Here is a 17,234-nt window from a genome sequence, read left to right on the forward strand (position 1 = left end):
AGAAGATGTTTTAATTTGGATTGAATGGATGAATATAAGGGCATAAAAGCGAATTTTTTATTAATAAAAAGCTTATTATATGTTTATTTTATAAACACTTAAATTATTTTATTTTGGCTCAGTTAAAGAGCATCTTGATTGGTTTCACCAGTTCGAATACGAACTACTTTTTCGATGTCAGAGACAAAGATTTTTCCATCACCTTTTTGCCCAGATTGAGCGATATCACTTATAACATTAATGACTAAATCTAAATTTTTAGTAGAAATGGCAATTTCAAGTTTGACCTTGTGGACAAATTCAACAGTAAACTCTGTGCCTCGATAGTGTTCGGTGTGACCTTTTTGTTTGCCAAAACCTTTGACTTCGGTAACAGTCATGCCTGGTATATCAACATCACAAAGCGCTTCTCTAACTTTGTCTAAAATTTCAGGCCTTAATATTGCAGTAACTAGTTTCAAAGATAATCCTTATTATTTTGTCTTTAACTTATTGAGTTATAGGAGAAATAATATACTTAAATTGTATTTAAGTAGCAATGGATTACAATTTTAAATTGATTTTTTAGAAACTGCTTGAAAAGCATGTATGAATGGTGGAGGGACAGGGATTCGAACCCTGGAAGGGTATTAGCCCTTGCTGGTTTTCAAGACCAGTGCATTCAACCGCTCTGCCATCCCTCCGAAAGATTGGTATGATACCGTTTTTATGAATAAAGTAAATAAAATTTATTTAAAAAAACTGCAATTTTTTGCGTATAATTCTCCCTTTTTAGAAATTTGATTAGGTGATCGTTATGTCTAAAGTATGCCAAGTAACTGGTAAGAGACCTATAAGTGGAAATAACGTTTCTCACGCGAATAACAGAACGCGTCGTCGTTTTTACCCTAACCTTCATACTCACCGTTTTTGGGTTGAGGCTGAAAACCGTTTTGTTAAGTTGAAGTTATCTGCAAGAGGTCTTCGCGTTATTGATAAAAAGGGCATTGATGTTGTTTTAGCAGAAATCCGCGGACGCGGCGAAAAGGTATAAGGAGTAAGTTATGAGAGAAAAAATTAAACTGGTTTCTTCAGCTGAAACAGGTCACTATTACACTACAACTAAAAATAAAAGAATTCACCCAGAAAAGGTTGAAGTTAAAAAATTTGATCCTGTTGTAAGAAAACACGTAATGTATAAGGAAGCAAAGATTAAGTAATCCTTAATAATATTCATAAAAAAAGCCGCTTTAGAGCGGCTTTTTAATTACCTAAAGTTTAACTTTGTAGGATCATCTCAAGTGGAACATTGGAAGAAGATTCTTGATAATCTGCGATTTGGTCAAAATTGAGATACTGATATATTTCACCTGATAAAGGCTCAATGTCTTTCATTAAGGATAAGTACTCTTCAGAAGTAGGAATATACCCTAGCTTAGCAGAGATTGCAGCAACCTCTGCTGATGCTAAAAATACATTGCTGTTATCTCCTAATCGATTTGGAAAGTTTCTGGTCGAGGTTGAAACGACAGATGCTCCTTCTTCAACCCTTGCTTGGTTTCCCATACAAAGTGAGCAGCCTGGGACCTCAGTCCTGTCTGTAAGTCGCTCAAAGGTTTCATATATTCCCTCAGCCCTTAACTGTTTTTCATCCATTCTTGTTGGAGGCACCACCCATAAAACTGTATTAAGCTCTGACTTATCTTTGAGTAGCTGTGCCGCAGCCCTGAAATGTCCAATATTGGTCATACAAGAGCCAATGAAAACTTCATCTATTGATGTTTTGGCAACTGATGATAGAAGTCTTACATCATCTGGATCATTTGGACAGGCTAAGATTGGCTCCTTAATGTCATTAAGATTTATTTCAATGACCTCTGAATACTCGCAATCTTTATCAGCCTCAAGAAGCTCTGGATTATCAAGCCACTTTTTCATATCCTGTATTCTTTTTGCTATTGTTTTTTTATCATCATAGCCAGAATCAATCATCGAGCCGAGAAGTGTAATATTTGAATTTAAATATTCTGCAATGGGTTCTTTATTAAGCTTTACAGTACATCCATTTGCCGACCTCTCTGCTGTTGCATCTGCAAGCTCAAATGCTTGCTCAACTTTTAGATCTCCAAGTCCCTCAATTTCAAGAACGCGTCCAGAAAAAATATTTTTCTTGTTAGATTTATCAACAGTGAGTAATCCCTTTTGAATGGCAACATATGGGATTGCATTGACAAGGTCCCTTAGAGTGATTCCAGGTTGCATCTCACCCTTAAACCTGACTAAAACTGATTCAGGCATGTCTAATGGTAGCACTCCAATTGAGGCACCAAATGCAACAAGGCCAGAGCCAGCTGGAAAACTAATTCCTATTGGGAAACGCGTATGAGAGTCGCCACCAGTTCCAACAGAGTCTGGCAAAAGCATGCGATTTAACCAAGAATGAATAATGCCATCGCCTGGTTTGAGTGACACGCCACCTCGTGAATGCATGAAGTCTGGGAGTGTGTGCTGCAACTCAAGATCAATGGGCTTAGGATAAGCAGCTGTGTGACAAAAACTCTGCATAACTAGATCAGCAGAAAATCCTAAACAAGCTAATTCTTTGAGCTCATCTCGAGTCATTGCTCCTGTTGTGTCTTGAGATCCAACTGTACTCATGCGAGGCTCACAATAGGTTCCGGGCCTTATACCTTTAACACCACAAGCTTTACCAACAATTTTTTGAGCTAAGGTAAATCCTAATGAACTATTCTTTGGGTCCACTGGACGAAGAAACACATCACTCACCGCTAAGCCAAGTTCAGCTCTTGTTTTATCTGTTAAACCTCTTCCAATAATAAGTGGAATTCTGCCACCAGCACGAACCTCATCTGGCATCGTACTAGGCGCAAGATTAAATTTTGAAATAACTTCTCCAGATGCATCTTTAATATTGCCTTCATATGGATAAATTGTAATCTCATCACCCATTTTGAGTTCTGAAACGTCGCATTGAATTGGAAGTGCCCCTGAATCCTCAGCTGTATTAAAAAATATTGGAGCAATTTTGCCACCAAGGACTATGCCACCACTATTTTTATTAGGAATGTAGTCAATAGGTTCACCCATATGCCATAAAACCGAGTTAATTGCTGATTTTCTTGAAGAGCCAGTACCCACTACATCTCCAACATAGGCAAGAGAATTGCCCTTTTGCTTTAATTCTTCAATTTTTTCAAGGGGCTTATCCATTTTTTTGACAAGCATTGCTTTTGCATGAAGAGGGATATCAGGACGAGACCAGGCTTCAGTTGCTGGTGAAAGGTCATCAGTATTGGTTTCACCATCGACACGAAATACTGTCACTTTAATGCTCTCAGGAAGAGGCTCTTTGGAGGTAAACCAGTCAGCTGAAGCCCATGAATCAACTATCTTCTTCGCATGTGCGTTGTTTGCTGACTTTTCCATTATGCTTTGGTGGGCCTCATAGATAAGTATTGTATGAGATAGTGCTTTACAGGCTTCCTCAGCAGTTTCATCATCATCCAGAAGATTAATTAAGGATTCGATGCTATATCCACCAAGCATTGTTCCTAGCAAAAAAGTAGCATGTTTTCTTGAGATCGCATTGCAAGACTGTTCTCCTTTAGCAATACTAGTTAAAAAACCAGCTTTTACATAAGCAGCTTCATCAACACCCGGCGGGACTCTATGAGTGAGTAAATTCAAATAGAAGTCATCATCAAGCCCTGATATTAGGCTCTCTACGACAGACTTAGTTTGTTTTGCATCGAGTGCTAGTGGTGGAAGATTGTCCGACTTTCTCTCTTCACAGTGCTTTAAGTAAGCTTTTATCATAGTAATACTGGTTATTAGGTGATTAAATAAAAGAGTATAATTTTATCCTTTTTAATATGAAGGCTTAAATTTTTTGAAGCATTAGTTCGTATTATGACATTTGATAAACTTACCTCTATTTCACCAATCGATGGGCGTTACAGCGATAAGACCGCTCAACTCAAAACTATATTTAGTGAATTTGGGCTCATAAAGTATAGGCTTTTAGTTGAAGTGCGATGGTTAGAGGCAATGTCAAACAATTCAGAAATATCTGAAGTTCCCTTGTTTAGCTCTGAAGCCAACAAAAAATTATTAGCTATTGCCGATAATTTTTCTATAGATGATGCAAGAGCAATAAAAGAAATTGAAAAGACAACCAATCATGATGTTAAAGCGATTGAGTATTTCTTGAAAGAGAAAGTATCTTCAACTCCTGAACTTCATAAAGTGAATGAGTTTATTCATTTTGCATGCACCTCAGAGGATATTAATAATTTATCACATGCGCTTATGCTTGAAAATGGAAGAGAGGTTCTTTTGGCTGAAATGACAGAAACTTTGAATCTAATGACTGGCTTAGCAAGGGAAAATGCTGAAATTCCAATGCTTTCAAGAACGCATGGTCAAACAGCATCTCCCACAACTCTTGGAAAAGAGATGGCAAACTTCTCTTATCGACTGCAGAGACAAATAAAGCAGCTGAAAGATGTTCAAATAATGGGTAAGTTTAATGGTGCAGTTGGAAATTTCAATGCTCATCTCAGTGCGTATCCTGAAGTTGATTGGGAAAAAGTTTCTAAGAGCTTTATTGAGAGTCTCGGAGTGAATTACGCTCCTTATAGTTCACAGATTGAATCACATGATTATATTGCTGAGTATTTTCATGCATTAAATAGATTTAACACCATCTTAATTGACTTTTGCCGTGATGTTTGGGGCTACATTTCATTAGGTTATTTCACTCAAAAAACAGTTAAAGGGGAAATAGGTTCTTCAACTATGCCGCATAAGGTCAACCCCATTGATTTTGAAAATGCTGAGGGCAATCTTGGATTAGCCATTGCCATTGGAGAGCATTTTGCAACAAAACTTCCTATATCAAGATGGCAGCGTGACTTGACAGATTCTACTGTTTTAAGAAATTTAGGCGTTAGTAGTGCACATTGTTTAATTTCGTATGCTTCAATTTGCAAAGGCATAAAAAAACTTGAAGTAAATGAAGAAAAACTGATCGAAGATCTGAATAATTCATGGGAAGTTCTCGCTGAACCAATTCAAACTGTAATGCGCAGGTATGGCGTGTCAAATCCCTATGAGAAACTTAAGGCTCTGACAAGGGGAAAGAAAATTGACGCCAAAATTCTCAGTGATTTTATTGCCTCTTTGGACATCCCCTTAGAGGCAAAAAAAGAACTGAACAAGTTAACGCCAATGAACTATATTGGGGATGCGATTAAATTAGCACGCAACATCTAAAACTGATATAATTTCTCGCCTTAATAATTTAACAATCTAAGGAGCAAAAAACCCATGGTTAAGATAAGACTAGCCCGAGGTGGAGCCAAGAAAAACCCTTTTTATTCGATTGTAGCGACAGACTCTAGAAAGAGAAGAGATAGTGGTTACATTGAGCGTATTGGATATTTTAATCCTGTCGCTCGCGGACAAGAAGTCAGGCTTCAACTCGAAGAAGACAGACTGTCACATTGGATTTCTCAAGGCGCGCAGATTTCGGATCGCGTTAAGCAGCTTGTAAAAGAGTACAGAGATCCCTCTATTCGTGAAAAGCAATTAGCTAAACAATCAGCAAAGGCAGATGATAAAGCTAAAAAGATTGCAGCAGAAGAAAAAGCAAAAGCTGATCTAGAGGCTAAAGAGGCAGCAGCAGCAGAAGCCGCAGCAGAAGCTCCAGTAGAAGAAGCAGCAGCAGAAGCCGCAGCAGAAGCTCCAGTAGAAGAAGCCGCAGCAGAAGCTCCAGTAGAAGAAGCCGCAGCAGAAGCTCCAGTAGAAGAAGCAGCAGCAGAAGCCGCAGCAGAAGCTCCAGTAGAAGAAGCAGCAGCAGAAGCCGCAGCAGCAGAAGCTCCTGCAGAAGAAGCCGCAGCAGAAGAAAAGCCAGCTGAAGAATCTGAAGAAAAATAATTTGGTGTCATCTGCACCTCACTCAAACGAAAAAAAGCTATTAGTCGGAAAGATTAATGGCTTTTTTGGTTTACAGGGCTGGGTAAAAGTTTTTTCATACACCAAACCCAGAGTTAATATCCTAAACTACTCACCTTGGTCAATTGATGTTGATGGGGAGCTTCAAAAAATAGAAATAAAGAATGGACGAGAACAGTCAAAAACAATTGTCGCACATATAAGTGGAATTGATACCCGTGAAGATTCTCAAAAACTGATTGGTAAAGATATATATATCGACAAAGAACAGCTTCCAGAATTGAATGAGGATCAATACTATTGGCATGAGCTGATAGGGTTTACGGTTTTAAATCAGAATAAAGAAAGTCTTGGATTAGTTGATTATTTTGTTGAAACTGGCGCAAATAATGTCTTAGTTGTAAAAGGTAAAAAAGAACATTGGATTCCATACATTGAGCCGTACCTTGTTTCAGTCGATTCAAAAAAGAAAGAAATTTTTGTTGACTGGGATAAAGATTTTTAATTACTAGTAAAAAAATTCTGTGTTTGCCTTCGCTAGTGAGGTAGACTTATTGCTGAATTAAATACAAAATTTCAGAATCATATTTCATGAATTGGATAACAAGACTATTTCCGTTTTTGTTATGGATTAAAGATTTAAGTAACCCTAAGAACTTAAAAGCGGATATTTTGGCGGGCACAACAGTTGCATTCGTTATAATTCCTCAGTCAATGGCCTATGCACAGCTTGCAGGTTTAGGTCCGCAATATGGTCTTTATGCCTCATTCTTACCGGTTTTAATTGGTGCATTGATGGGCTCATCAAGACAACTTTCTACTGGACCAGTTGCCGTTGTTTCCTTGTTAACTGCTGCAGCACTTGGTGAAATCGTGACTGATCCGGCGAGTTACGCAGTGTACGCAGCACTTCTAGCATTAATTGTTGGCGTATTTCAGTTTTCACTGGGTGTTCTCAGGTTAGGTTTTGTAATTAACTTCCTCTCACATCCTGTGGTTACAGGCTTTACGAATGCTGCAGCAATCATTATTGGTGCTTCTCAACTTCCAAAGGTTTTTGGAATTAGGGTTATTAGTTCAAATGATACTGACTGGGTAAGTGCCTGCCAACCATTGACGATCATTGAAAGAATTGAGTCAATAGATGTTAATGGGCTGCACGCAATTTGTAATGCAGATCAGAGTTACCAAACGATAGCAAGACTTCTAGAAGCGGCAGTCTTTCATACCCATCTACCCACCTTGGCTATGGCTATTTCTGGTGTAATAGGTATTGTACTTTTTCAGCGTTTTTTCCCAAGATTTCCAGCTATTTTGTCAGTAGCAGTTCTTTCAACAGTAGCGTCATTCTTGATGGACTTCCAGGCTATGGGTGGAGCGATTGTAAGCTCAATTAATATTGATGGACTATTTAGCTTTAAGGTGCCAAGATTTGATTTCAACGCGGTTGGAACTTTGTTTATCTATGCAATTACAATTTCATTAATTGGATTTATGGAGGCGATTTCTGTTGCTAAATCAATGGCTGCAACCACGAAACAGCGATTAGATGTTAACCAGGAATTAATTGGTCAGGGTTTATCAAACGTGACCTCAAGTTTTTTTCAAGGTTACTCGGTTTCAGGATCTTTTTCGCGATCAGCAGTCAATTTGACAGCAGGAGCAGTGACTGGATTTTCATCTGTCGTGACTGCTATTATCGTAGGGTTAACCATCGTTTGGCTAACCCCTTTGCTATACCATCTTCCTCAGGCCACTCTTGCTGCAATTATTTTAATGGCTGTTGTCAACCTGGTTCACTTCTCACCACTCAGGCACGCATGGAAAGTAGAGAAGCATGACGGTTTGGTTGGTTTGTTGACTTTTGTGATGACGCTAACTTTTGCGCCCCATCTTGAGAACGGAATCGCATTTGGAGTCATTCTGTCATTAGGTTTGTTTCTTTACAGAACGATGGAGCCAAACTTTACCGAGTTATCAGTCGAACATGGGTCAATTATTGCGTCAAGATTCGCTGATGAATCTGTTGAAGCAAGTCAATCCGTCAAGGTTGCTAAGTGGAGCGGCTCACTTTACTTTGCAAATGCTGCTTATTTTGAAACAAAGTTACTTGAATTGATTGCTAAAAATAATGACGAACTCCAGTATGTCATTGTTGATGTGGCATCGATTGTTCAAGTGGATGCAAGTGGTGAACAAGTATTATCAAGTCTGGTAGAGAGTTGTTCAAGCTCTGGAGTTGAAATACTTTTTGCAAGAACAGAAAGGTTAGAAGCAGAATTATTCCGATCAGGATTCAAAAAACGTTATGGCGAAAATCGTTTTTTTGATTTAAGAGCGGACGCCCTAAAATATGTTTGGCAGGAGTTAGAAAACATTGAGAAAGAAAAAGACGAAGCGCAAGTAGAAGATATTGACGACACCAACGAATCAAATTAATTAAATCTCTTCATAGAACGCTTTGATAAAATAAAGGCCTTGTGGCTCTGCGGTTGGCCCCGCCTCTCTTCGATCTTTACTTGCCAATACAGATGACATCCACTCAACATTCTTCTCACCCCTTCCAATTTTTAAAAGGGTTCCAACAATATTTCGAACCATATGATGAAGGAAGGCATTCGCCTTAATGCTGATGATCAGCTCGTCTATAGATGATTCAATTTGAATATATTCAATCGTTTTAATTGGTGATTTTGCCTGACAAAGGCTTCCTCTAAAGCAAGAAAAGTCATGCTCTCCAACCAGTAAATCTGCAGCTGTTTGCATCTTAGTTATATCTAGAGCTCTTGGCTCCCACAAATAATAATCCCCTTTAAGTGATGACCTAACAGGGTTATGATGGATCTTGTATTCATAGGATCTTGCAAAAGCACTAAACCTTGCATGAAAGTCATCACTCACCTCCTTAACCCATTTAAAGTTGACATCACTTGGAAGGTTAACATTCCCACCAAAAAGCCAGGCTCGTTCTGTTCTAATTACTGACGTTTCAAAATGAATGACTTGTTCCATGGCATGAACTCCTGAGTCTGTTCTCCCACTACAAAATACACGCACAGGGTGGTTTGCTACTTTTGCTAAAGAGGCTTCAACAGAGCTCTGTACAGTTCGAAGGCCAGATTTTTGAACTTGCCAGCCATGAAAATTCTTACCAAAATATTCAACGCCTAATGCAATTTTCATAATCAACCACTAAATTTTTTTATTGTAAAATCAATCTTAATATTTTAACAAATTATTCTGACTCGCCTGACGAGTCTAATTTGGATGCTAATTATATGACAGAAAATCAAAAACCGACTGGTATTAAAAAACTTTGGTCTGCTTCTATCTATTCAGCTCAGGGTTTAAAGGCATGTTATCAATCAGAATACGCGTTTAGGCTTGAAGTATGGTTAGCCGTTTTTTTGGTTCCAATTGGTTACTGGCTTGGTGAATCCTCAATCGAAAAAGTACTTCTTATTTTTCCTATATTTTTAGTTTTAATTGTTGAAATGTTAAACTCTGCTATTGAGGCAGTTGTTGATAGAGTCGGCCTTGAACACAATGAGTTGTCAGGTTTTGCTAAAGATGTAGCGTCAGCAGCAGTGCTTATCTCACTAATTATATTCTTGTTCACATGGATCATTATTCTTCTCTAAGGAAGTTAATCGAAGATGATATTGATTGTCATTTTTTTGATTCAATAGAGAGCACAAGTTCTTACCTGACAAAGGTTCCCTATTCAAAAAGAACTCAGCTTTGTATTGCTAGAGAACAAACTATGGGAAAAGGTCAACATGGAAGAGACTGGGCGTCCCAAAAAGATGGCAGTATTCTCTTTTCACTTCGCAAATGTTTTAGTGTTGATACAAATCTAAATGGACTCAGTTTAGTAATTGGAATGGCCATTATTAAATCCATAGAGGAGGAATGCCAGCTTCAAGGTTTAAAAATTAAGTGGCCTAATGATGTTTATTATGGAAATAAAAAATTAGCAGGCATTTTGATGGAAAATAATATTCATAAAGGGGTTCAGTATGTAGTTATTGGAGTTGGCGTTAATTATCAGCTAGATTACAACATTAATATTGATACTCCTTGGACTGATTTGGCACAAATTTTAAAAAAATTACCTAGTTTTGACACATTAACTGCTGCATTCATAAAGAATATATTAGCCATGTCGAAGGATTTTGAATCCGAAGGGCTCTCTAATCTGCTAACAGACTGGAACGATTATGATATGCTCAAAGGACTCAAAATTAGATCAAAAGATTCAAAAGAAATTTTTGAAGGTGAAGTGGATGGAATTAGTGAGCATGGGGCGCTTAGGATTTCAACAACAGATGGCTTAAAAGAGGTCTATAGCTCTATCCATATTGAGTACATTTAGGGTAAGATAGTTTTCATAATACAGCCGCTTGAATGGAATGTTAAATCACCAGTTAGAAGTTAAAAATCTTTATAAAAAATATGCACGTCGTGAGGTTGTTAATGATGTTTCATTTTCTGTTAAAGGTGGTGAAATTGTTGGTTTACTGGGTCCAAATGGCGCTGGTAAGACAACTTGCTTCTATATAACTTGTGGCCTTGTAAGGTCGAGCAGAGGTCAAGTAACTCTAGACAATAAGAGTATCGGCCATATGCCAATGCATAAGCGTGCAAAGCTGGGTCTTGGATACCTTCCTCAGGAGCCATCTATTTTCCGTAAGCTAAGCGTCGAAGACAATATTATGGCAGTCTTAGAAATGAACAAATCGGTTTCAAAAAAAGATAGACCTTTAAGACTCGAAGAACTTTTATCCGAATTTAAGGTTGAGCATGTTCGCCACATAAAGGGCATTACTTTATCTGGTGGAGAGCGAAGAAGGGTTGAAATTGCTAGAGCCTTAGCGATGGATCCAAAATTCATTTTATTAGATGAACCATTTGCCGGCATTGATCCAATTTCAGTTGGTGATATTCAAGAAATAATTTATCAACTGAGAGATAAAGGAATTGGGATTTTAATTACAGATCACAACTATAGGGAAATGCTTGATACGTGTAATCATTCTTATGTCTTAAGTGCAGGAAAAATCATAGCGCAGGGCGGCAAAGATTCAATTTTGGCCAATGAAGAAGTGAAAAAAGTTTACTTAGGTGAGAGCGTTGGTGGCTAGTAAAAACTTTATTACTTTGGGGATTGAATCCTCATGTGATGAAACAGGAATCGGGATTTATACTAGTGAGGGCGGCCTTATTTCACATAAGTTATTTTCCCAAGTGAGTCTTCATGCAGAATATGGTGGTGTAGTTCCAGAACTAGCTTCTAGAGATCATATTCAAAGAGCCATACCCTTGATTAAAGAGGCTCTTAATGAGAGTGGAATCAAATTAAATGAACTTACTGGCATTGCATATACTGCTGGACCAGGCTTATCGGGAGCACTTTTAGTTGGCGGTTCAATTGCTCAGAGTTTAGCATGGGGTTTAGGTATCCCTGCATTAGGTGTTCATCATATGGAAGGACATCTTTTAGCTCCACTTTTAGAGGCTGAAAGGCCTGAATTTCCTTTTGTAGCGCTTTTAGTTTCTGGAGGCCATACTTTGCTTGTAGATGTTCCTAGAATTGGTCAATATAAAATTCTAGGAGAGTCACTGGATGATGCAGTTGGCGAGGGATTTGATAAAACTGCAAAAATACTTGGTTTGGGTTATCCAGGTGGTCCTGCTCTTGCAAATCTAGCTAAACAAGGTGATAAGAATCGATTCACTTTTCCAAGACCGATGACTGACAGACCCGGGCTTGATTTCAGTTTTAGTGGTTTGAAGACATACGCAAGAAACACATTCATTGACTTCCCTGAAGAGAAAGCTAATATTGCTAAAGCATTTGAAGTTGCAGCCACTGAAACATTAACAATAAAATGCAATAGAGCCCTTAAACAAACTGGATATAAAACACTTGTGGTGGCTGGTGGAGTTAGCGCTAATTTATCTCTGCGTGAATCTTTGAATGAGATGACAACGAAAAATAATGCAAGTGTTTTTTATCCTGCGCTAGATTTTTGTACGGATAACGGTGCGATGATTGCTTTAGCTGGACACTATAGATTTCTTGCAGGCCAAAGTAATCAAAATTATGAAATAACCATTAAGCCTCGATGGAGTCTTGAAGAGCTTCTGCCGGTGGATTAATTATTCGATTTTCTTTATGGAGCCTCTGTTTCCAGAGCATAGAGTATAATTTAAAACACAACTAAAACTTCTCAGCTAAATAAATACTCTTATGATTATTATTCCAGCGATCGACTTAAAAGATGGTCAATGTGTCCGGCTCCGTAAAGGGATTATGGAGGATACAACTGTTTTTTCAAATAATCCTGCTGAAATGGCCTCCAAATGGGTTGCAGAGGGAGCAAGAAGACTTCATTTGGTTGACCTCAATGGTGCATTTGAGGGTAAACCTATAAATGCCGACTGTGTCAATGAGATTACTAAGTCTTTCCCAAATCTCCCAGTACAAATTGGCGGAGGTATTCGTGATTTACAGACTGCAAATGCATATATTGAAGCAGGGATAAGCTATCTCATCATTGGAACTATGGCAGTAACCAATCCTGATTTTGTCGAAAAACTTTGTGACGAATTTCCTAATAAAATTATTGTGGGTCTTGATGCGAATAATGGTCTTGTTGCTACAGATGGTTGGGCAAAACAAACGGATATAGATGTTGTAGAGCTATCTAAAAAATATGAACAGTATGGAGTTAATTCTATTGTTTATACTGACATTGCGAGGGATGGGATGATGCAAGGTGTCAATGTTGAAGCGACTGCGAATCTTGCTAAAAAAACATCTATTCCAATCATTGCATCTGGCGGAATAACTAATCTGGATGATATAGCTGCACTTTTGAAAAATGCCCATCATGGGATAATGGGCGCTATAACTGGAAGGGCTATCTATGAAGGGCAGCTCGACTTTAATGATGCCCAAACAATGAGCGATATTTATGATAGTTGAGGTGGCTTATGCCATAGCTATTAAGCAAAGCCTTATTAGTATTGAGGTAAAAAATGGTACAACACTTAAAGAGGCAGTTTTGGCATCAGGTATTCTTGATACTTATGAGGAAATTGATTTATCTAAAGACAGAGTAGGAATTTTTTCAAAATTCGCAACCTTAGAGACAATACTGAGAGAGAAAGACAGAGTTGAGATTTATAGACCTCTCATTGCTGATCCAAAAAAAGTTCGTAAAGAGAGGGCAGCTGAGGGTAAGGCAATGCGAGTCAATAAAAAGGCCTAATTCAAGGTAAAATAGATCACCCATAACACATTTAATAATTTTATGAGCGACGACAAACCTCCGAGTAGATCATTTTTTAAGTTATTTGATAAGTTTTTTCCTAAAGCTTTAAAACCAAGAGCACAACTAATGCAGGCCTTAGAGGAGGCTGAAGAGAATCTCGTAATTGACCCTTACAGTAGGTCAGTTATTGAGGGAGCATTACAGGTTGAAAGTTTAAAAGTGCGCGATGTCATGGTTCCACGATCAAAGATGATCATGATTGATTCCGAGTCAACTACAAAAAATCTCCTCCAGGTTATGGTGGCATCGTCTCACTCAAGATTTCCAATTCATAACGAAGAGCAAGACTCAATTTTAGGTGTTGTTTTAGCTAAAGATTTGCTGTCACATTTTGCAAAGAACCAAGAGGAAGAATTTAACTACAGAGAGTATCTTCGAGACGCTTTATCTGTCCCTGAAAGTAAGCCATTGGGAGCTTTACTGCGTGAGTTTCAACAAAATAAATCACATATGGCAATAGTACTTGATGAGTATGGTGAAATAGCTGGATTGGTAACTTTAGAGGATGTCATAGAGCAAATTGTTGGAGAAATTGAAGACGAACATGATAAAGAGGAAGACAACATTATAGATTATGGCGATGGTCGTTATTTGCTTCAAGCCAACACAACATTGACAGAATTTAACGAGTTTTTTAATTCCAGCATTGCTAGTGATGATTATGATACTGTTGCTGGATTAGTTATCTCTGGCTTTAGTTACTTGCCTGAACAAATGAGTGAAATCAGTCTTCATGGATTCCAATTCAAAGTTTTAAAAACAGACAACCGCAGGCTACACCTTCTTGAAGTTCAACATAAGCTGAGTGATCGCAAGGCGAAAGAATGAAAAAAGCAATCATTGAGGCTTCATTTAATATCAGTCAGTTAGTATAATCCAGCATTATGAATTCACTAGAACAGACAACGCAATTAGTTATTGACCTAATTAAGCAGAATAAAGCGAGCGATTTTGAGTTTTCTATTGGTAAGAGCTCAGGAGTTTCAACAGCAGTAAGATTGTCAAATGTAGAAACACTTCAATATCACTTGGACACAAGTTTTGATGTCAGTGTCTATTTTGGAAAGAATAAAGGTCAAGCGACCAGTGTTGATCTTAGTAAAGAAAGCTTAAAAAAGGCTATTGATTCTGCTTGTATGATTGCTAAATACACTCAAGGGGATCCATTTAATGGTTTAGCACCAAAAGATAAGATGGCTTGGGATGCACCTGATTTGGATCTTTATCATCCATGGAAATTGGAAGCTAAGCAGAGTATAGAAATTGCCACAGAATGTGAACAAATTGCACTTGAGCAGAATGAAATTGATAACTCTGATGGTGCTGAATTATCAAGTTATGAGGGTGAAACTTATTATGCAAATTCAAATGGATTAGTTACAAGTATAAAAAATACCAGACATTCTCTTCACTGCTCTTTGATTGCTAAAAGAGATGCAGAAATGCAGACTGCTTATGAGTATTCAATTGCATTAGACTCAAATGATTTAATAAGCCCTTCTAAAATAGGTCAAAAGGCAGCAAGCTTAGCACAACAAAAACTTGGCTCAAGAAATTTAAAATCTCAGAAGTGTCCTGTTATTTTTGTACCAAGACAGTCCTCAGGTTTATTCTCTCAATTGCTTGGTGCTCTCAGTGGTTCAAGACAATTCAAGAAAACCTCTTTTCTTCTTGACTCATTAGGTAAGGTTGTTTTGAATGAATCGATCAGTATATTTGAGGATCCATTAAAAGCTAAAACACTTGGAGCAAGAGCATTTGACCTAGACGGTGTATTAAAATCTAAGCAGTTTTTTGTAGAAAATGGCATAGTTTCAACTTACATGATGGGCCAATATTCTGCCAATCAACTTGGTTTAAAAACCACCGCAAATGCCGGAGGAGTGAGTAATTGTAGAGTTAATTCTAATTATGATGGTGGGCTTGCTGAGCTAACCAAAGAAATGAAAAAAGGCCTCATTGTTACAGACTTGATGGGGCATGGTGTCAATGCAACAACAGGTGATTATTCTCGAGGTGCAAGCGGTTTTTGGGTAGAAAATGGAGAGATTCAATACCCAGTCTCTGGCATCACAATAGCTGGAAACTTAAAGGATATGCTTAAAAACATTACCTATGTTGGTAATGATTTTGATCTAAGAAGCAATCTAAAAGTAGGCACTACCTTGATAAGTGAAATGACAATTGCTGGGGAAGGGTAATTGAAAGAGTTTGATGTCATCATAGTTGGTGGTGGCATGATTGGACTCTCATTAGTGGTTGAACTATCAAAAAAAATGGAATTAAGTATTGCAATTATTGACCCAAATAATTGTAATCCAACAATAAATGACTCATTTCATACCCGGGTTAGCGCTATTACACCATCTACCCAAGATTTTTTATGTTCAATCAATGTCTGGGATAAGATAAAAAGAAAAAAAGGGTTTAGTGTCACCAAAGTGTGGGATCAAAACTCACATGGCCATCTTAATTTCTATGCAAAAGATGAAGGCATTGAATACTTAGGTCACATTGTAGAGAATGATCTCATTCAAGCTGCCCTTTTTAATGCGGTTGATCAATCTAAAGTCACCATGATTAATGCAAAGCTAACTGAATTAACAAAAACAGACTCAGGTTATACATTAGATCTAGACAATGGTGAAAGTTACTCATGTAACCTTTTGATCGGGGCAGATGGACCTCAATCAAAAGTAAGAGATTTGGCAGAGATTCAAGTCACCGAGCATGATTATCAACAAAAAGCAATTATTGCAAATATTGTAAGTGAAAAGCCTTTGATGGATACCACATGGCAAAGATTTTTATCAGATAGTATTCTTGCCATATTGCCTCTATCAGAAAATCAGGCTTCGATTGTTTGGTCCTGTAAAGAGACACTTGCTAATGAGCTTGAAACAAAAACAATAAGCATATTCAATAAAATGTTATCTGAGGCATCAGAGTATCAATTTGGATTTTTGGAACTTCAAAGTAGTAAGAAAAGTTTTCCTTTGGTCTCAAGAAGTGCAAAAGAGTACGTTCTTGAAAATTTAGCATTGATTGGTGATGCTGCTCACAATATTCATCCACTGGCTGGCCAAGGTGCAAATCTGGGCTTTTCTGATGTCATCGAGCTCAGTAAACAGTTATCCGAAAATATTGACAAACCACTGGGCGATTTTATTGTCCTTCGGAAGTATGCAAGAGCAAGAAGGCTAGACAATGAAATGATGTCAAAGACCATGACAGGACTGGACTGGATTTACAAAGAGAATAACGAATCAATAAGATGGCTTAGGGGTTATGGAATGAATTTAATAGATGAAACTCCCATCCTAAAATCTTTTTTTCAAAGACAAGCCTTAGGAAAAGTGAATAAAAATAGTTAACATATAAATCGCGTTGGAGTGACTATTCCATCGACTGGAACATCCCAGGGCTGAGAAGAAAGACGACTCACCTCTTGAGCATCAAATGCTAATCCAAATAATTTTGGTACTCTAAAATTCTTTAATTTGGTATGAAAGCTCAGAGTTTTATCATAGAATCCTCCCCCCATTCCAAGTCGATTTTTATTTGCATCAAATCCGACGAGAGGCATCAGAATAAGCTCCATCTTATGAGCGCCAACAAGAGGACTAAAGATTGGCTCATCTATACCAAATCTATTCTTTCTAAATAGTTTACCAATCTTTGCAAACTTAAGTTTTTCCCCAACAAGAATCGGTAAATATACATAATAACCCTGATGCGTTAGAAAATTTATGGTGTCAATAGTTTCGATTTCACCATCATTAGGTGTGAAAATTGCAATATGTTTCGCATTTCTGAAGATGGCATTTTTTTGGCATTGATACAGGAGTTTTTTACCTTGCTTTTTTCGAGTTGGCGTATCGATTGACTTTCTAATTATTCTTAGTTTTTTTCGAAGTTCTTTCATTCAGCAATTTATTT

At 37.7% G+C, this 17,234-nt stretch carries 19 protein-coding genes and 1 tRNA gene; 15 read left to right on the forward strand and 5 right to left on the reverse strand.

Translation table 11 applies throughout. The annotated features are described in order from the left end of the window. Positions 1 to 122: 122 nt before the first annotated feature. Together AC5YGB_RS01095 and AC5YGB_RS01100 are read right to left on the reverse strand one after the other, a co-directional pair. Positions 123 to 461, reverse strand: a complete 339-nt coding sequence (locus AC5YGB_RS01095; protein WP_496137461.1) for a P-II family nitrogen regulator — start codon at positions 459 to 461, stop codon at positions 123 to 125. A 132-nt stretch (positions 462 to 593) separates the two neighbouring features. Then, a tRNA-Ser gene (locus AC5YGB_RS01100) sits at positions 594 to 683 on the reverse strand. A 113-nt stretch (positions 684 to 796) separates the two neighbouring features. On the opposite strand from AC5YGB_RS01100, the gene rpmB reads away from it, so the two are divergent. Continuing rightward, complete coding sequence (gene rpmB / locus AC5YGB_RS01105) at positions 797 to 1,033, forward strand: 50S ribosomal protein L28 (protein WP_020023744.1); 237 nt, start codon at positions 797 to 799, stop codon at positions 1,031 to 1,033. A gap of 10 nt (positions 1,034 to 1,043) precedes the next feature. Further along, entirely contained in the window at positions 1,044 to 1,199 is a 156-nt protein-coding gene (rpmG, locus tag AC5YGB_RS01110; protein ID WP_020023743.1) for a 50S ribosomal protein L33, read from the forward strand. A gap of 58 nt (positions 1,200 to 1,257) precedes the next feature. Here rpmG and acnB read toward each other — a convergent pair whose 3' ends face one another. Beyond that, a complete protein-coding gene (gene acnB / locus AC5YGB_RS01115) occupies positions 1,258 to 3,816 on the reverse strand; it encodes a bifunctional aconitate hydratase 2/2-methylisocitrate dehydratase (protein ID WP_496137462.1) in 2,559 nt (852 codons plus the stop codon). 93 nt (positions 3,817 to 3,909) lie between these two features. Here acnB and purB point away from each other — a divergent pair, with 93 nt between their 5' ends. From purB to AC5YGB_RS01135, 4 genes are all read left to right on the forward strand, one after another. Further along, the gene (gene purB / locus AC5YGB_RS01120) at positions 3,910 to 5,274 is read left to right on the forward strand and encodes an adenylosuccinate lyase (RefSeq protein WP_496137463.1); all 1,365 of its coding nucleotides are present in this window, start codon (positions 3,910 to 3,912) and stop codon (positions 5,272 to 5,274) included. 54 nt (positions 5,275 to 5,328) lie between these two features. Continuing rightward, positions 5,329 to 5,937 carry a 30S ribosomal protein S16 gene (gene rpsP, locus AC5YGB_RS01125; protein WP_496137464.1) on the forward strand — a complete coding sequence of 203 codons (609 nt, stop codon included), beginning with the start codon at positions 5,329 to 5,331 and terminating at the stop codon, positions 5,935 to 5,937. A 4-nt stretch (positions 5,938 to 5,941) separates the two neighbouring features. Then, on the forward strand, positions 5,942 to 6,460 hold the full coding sequence (gene rimM / locus AC5YGB_RS01130) for a ribosome maturation factor RimM (RefSeq protein ID WP_020028443.1): 519 nt from the start codon (positions 5,942 to 5,944) through the stop codon (positions 6,458 to 6,460). Between the two features lie 86 nt (positions 6,461 to 6,546). Next, complete coding sequence (locus AC5YGB_RS01135; RefSeq protein ID WP_496137465.1) at positions 6,547 to 8,394, forward strand: sulfate permease; 1,848 nt, start codon at positions 6,547 to 6,549, stop codon at positions 8,392 to 8,394. On the opposite strand, the gene truA is transcribed toward AC5YGB_RS01135, so the two are convergent. Beyond that, complete coding sequence (truA, locus tag AC5YGB_RS01140) at positions 8,395 to 9,138, reverse strand: tRNA pseudouridine(38-40) synthase TruA (RefSeq protein ID WP_496137466.1); 744 nt, start codon at positions 9,136 to 9,138, stop codon at positions 8,395 to 8,397. It lies immediately after the preceding gene. A 95-nt stretch (positions 9,139 to 9,233) separates the two neighbouring features. Here truA and AC5YGB_RS01145 point away from each other — a divergent pair, with 95 nt between their 5' ends. The 9 genes from AC5YGB_RS01145 to AC5YGB_RS01185 all read left to right on the forward strand — a co-directional run bounded on the left by AC5YGB_RS01145 (position 9,234) and on the right by AC5YGB_RS01185 (position 16,669). Beyond that, complete coding sequence (locus AC5YGB_RS01145) at positions 9,234 to 9,596, forward strand: diacylglycerol kinase (RefSeq protein ID WP_496137467.1); 363 nt, start codon at positions 9,234 to 9,236, stop codon at positions 9,594 to 9,596. Continuing rightward, positions 9,575 to 10,330, forward strand: coding sequence for a biotin--[acetyl-CoA-carboxylase] ligase (locus AC5YGB_RS01150; RefSeq protein WP_496137468.1), 756 nt, complete (start codon positions 9,575 to 9,577; stop codon positions 10,328 to 10,330). Before AC5YGB_RS01145 ends, AC5YGB_RS01150 begins: the two co-directional genes overlap by 22 nt. 37 nt (positions 10,331 to 10,367) lie before the next feature. Continuing rightward, positions 10,368 to 11,099: an LPS export ABC transporter ATP-binding protein gene (lptB, locus tag AC5YGB_RS01155; protein ID WP_496137469.1), complete on the forward strand. Its 732-nt coding sequence runs from the start codon at positions 10,368 to 10,370 to the stop codon at positions 11,097 to 11,099. Next, on the forward strand, positions 11,092 to 12,117 hold the full coding sequence (tsaD, locus tag AC5YGB_RS01160) for a tRNA (adenosine(37)-N6)-threonylcarbamoyltransferase complex transferase subunit TsaD (protein WP_496137470.1): 1,026 nt from the start codon (positions 11,092 to 11,094) through the stop codon (positions 12,115 to 12,117). The genes lptB and tsaD overlap by 8 nt, the downstream gene beginning before the upstream one ends. A gap of 91 nt (positions 12,118 to 12,208) precedes the next feature. Next, positions 12,209 to 12,946 carry a 1-(5-phosphoribosyl)-5-[(5-phosphoribosylamino)methylideneamino]imidazole-4-carboxamide isomerase gene (hisA, locus tag AC5YGB_RS01165; RefSeq protein WP_496137471.1) on the forward strand — a complete coding sequence of 246 codons (738 nt, stop codon included), beginning with the start codon at positions 12,209 to 12,211 and terminating at the stop codon, positions 12,944 to 12,946. Continuing rightward, complete coding sequence (locus AC5YGB_RS01170) at positions 12,936 to 13,232, forward strand: RnfH family protein (protein WP_496137472.1); 297 nt, start codon at positions 12,936 to 12,938, stop codon at positions 13,230 to 13,232. Before hisA ends, AC5YGB_RS01170 begins: the two co-directional genes overlap by 11 nt. 42 nt (positions 13,233 to 13,274) lie before the next feature. After that, positions 13,275 to 14,123: a transporter associated domain-containing protein gene (locus tag AC5YGB_RS01175; protein ID WP_496137473.1), complete on the forward strand. Its 849-nt coding sequence runs from the start codon at positions 13,275 to 13,277 to the stop codon at positions 14,121 to 14,123. 56 nt (positions 14,124 to 14,179) lie between these two features. Continuing rightward, positions 14,180 to 15,496: a metalloprotease PmbA gene (pmbA, locus tag AC5YGB_RS01180; protein WP_496137474.1), complete on the forward strand. Its 1,317-nt coding sequence runs from the start codon at positions 14,180 to 14,182 to the stop codon at positions 15,494 to 15,496. Continuing rightward, the gene (locus AC5YGB_RS01185; protein WP_496137475.1) at positions 15,497 to 16,669 is read left to right on the forward strand and encodes an FAD-dependent monooxygenase; all 1,173 of its coding nucleotides are present in this window, start codon (positions 15,497 to 15,499) and stop codon (positions 16,667 to 16,669) included. It abuts the gene before it with no gap. On the opposite strand, the gene AC5YGB_RS01190 is transcribed toward AC5YGB_RS01185, so the two are convergent. After that, the gene (locus AC5YGB_RS01190; RefSeq protein ID WP_496137476.1) at positions 16,666 to 17,220 is read right to left on the reverse strand and encodes a 5-formyltetrahydrofolate cyclo-ligase; all 555 of its coding nucleotides are present in this window, start codon (positions 17,218 to 17,220) and stop codon (positions 16,666 to 16,668) included. The genes AC5YGB_RS01185 and AC5YGB_RS01190 overlap by 4 nt on opposite strands. Between the last annotated feature and the right edge of the window lie 14 nt (positions 17,221 to 17,234).

It is taken from the genome of Candidatus Pseudothioglobus sp. uisw_142 (genome assembly GCF_059512465.1).

Coding starts and splice junctions, on each gene's coding strand:
- rpmB (WP_020023744.1), top strand. CDS start 797: ATGTCTAAAGTATGCCAAGTAACTGGTAAGAGACCTATAAGTGGAAAT.
- rpmG (WP_020023743.1), top strand. CDS start 1,044: ATGAGAGAAAAAATTAAACTGGTTTCTTCAGCTGAAACAGGTCACTAT.
- acnB (WP_496137462.1), bottom strand. CDS start 3,816: ATGATAAAAGCTTACTTAAAGCACTGTGAAGAGAGAAAGTCGGACAAT.
- purB (WP_496137463.1), top strand. CDS start 3,910: ATGACATTTGATAAACTTACCTCTATTTCACCAATCGATGGGCGTTAC.
- rpsP (WP_496137464.1), top strand. CDS start 5,329: ATGGTTAAGATAAGACTAGCCCGAGGTGGAGCCAAGAAAAACCCTTTT.
- AC5YGB_RS01135 (WP_496137465.1), top strand. CDS start 6,547: ATGAATTGGATAACAAGACTATTTCCGTTTTTGTTATGGATTAAAGAT.
- truA (WP_496137466.1), bottom strand. CDS start 9,138: ATGAAAATTGCATTAGGCGTTGAATATTTTGGTAAGAATTTTCATGGC.
- AC5YGB_RS01145 (WP_496137467.1), top strand. CDS start 9,234: ATGACAGAAAATCAAAAACCGACTGGTATTAAAAAACTTTGGTCTGCT.
- AC5YGB_RS01150 (WP_496137468.1), top strand. CDS start 9,575: ATGGATCATTATTCTTCTCTAAGGAAGTTAATCGAAGATGATATTGAT.
- lptB (WP_496137469.1), top strand. CDS start 10,368: ATGTTAAATCACCAGTTAGAAGTTAAAAATCTTTATAAAAAATATGCA.
- hisA (WP_496137471.1), top strand. CDS start 12,209: ATGATTATTATTCCAGCGATCGACTTAAAAGATGGTCAATGTGTCCGG.
- AC5YGB_RS01170 (WP_496137472.1), top strand. CDS start 12,936: ATGATAGTTGAGGTGGCTTATGCCATAGCTATTAAGCAAAGCCTTATT.
- AC5YGB_RS01175 (WP_496137473.1), top strand. CDS start 13,275: ATGAGCGACGACAAACCTCCGAGTAGATCATTTTTTAAGTTATTTGAT.
- pmbA (WP_496137474.1), top strand. CDS start 14,180: ATGAATTCACTAGAACAGACAACGCAATTAGTTATTGACCTAATTAAG.
- AC5YGB_RS01190 (WP_496137476.1), bottom strand. CDS start 17,220: ATGAAAGAACTTCGAAAAAAACTAAGAATAATTAGAAAGTCAATCGAT.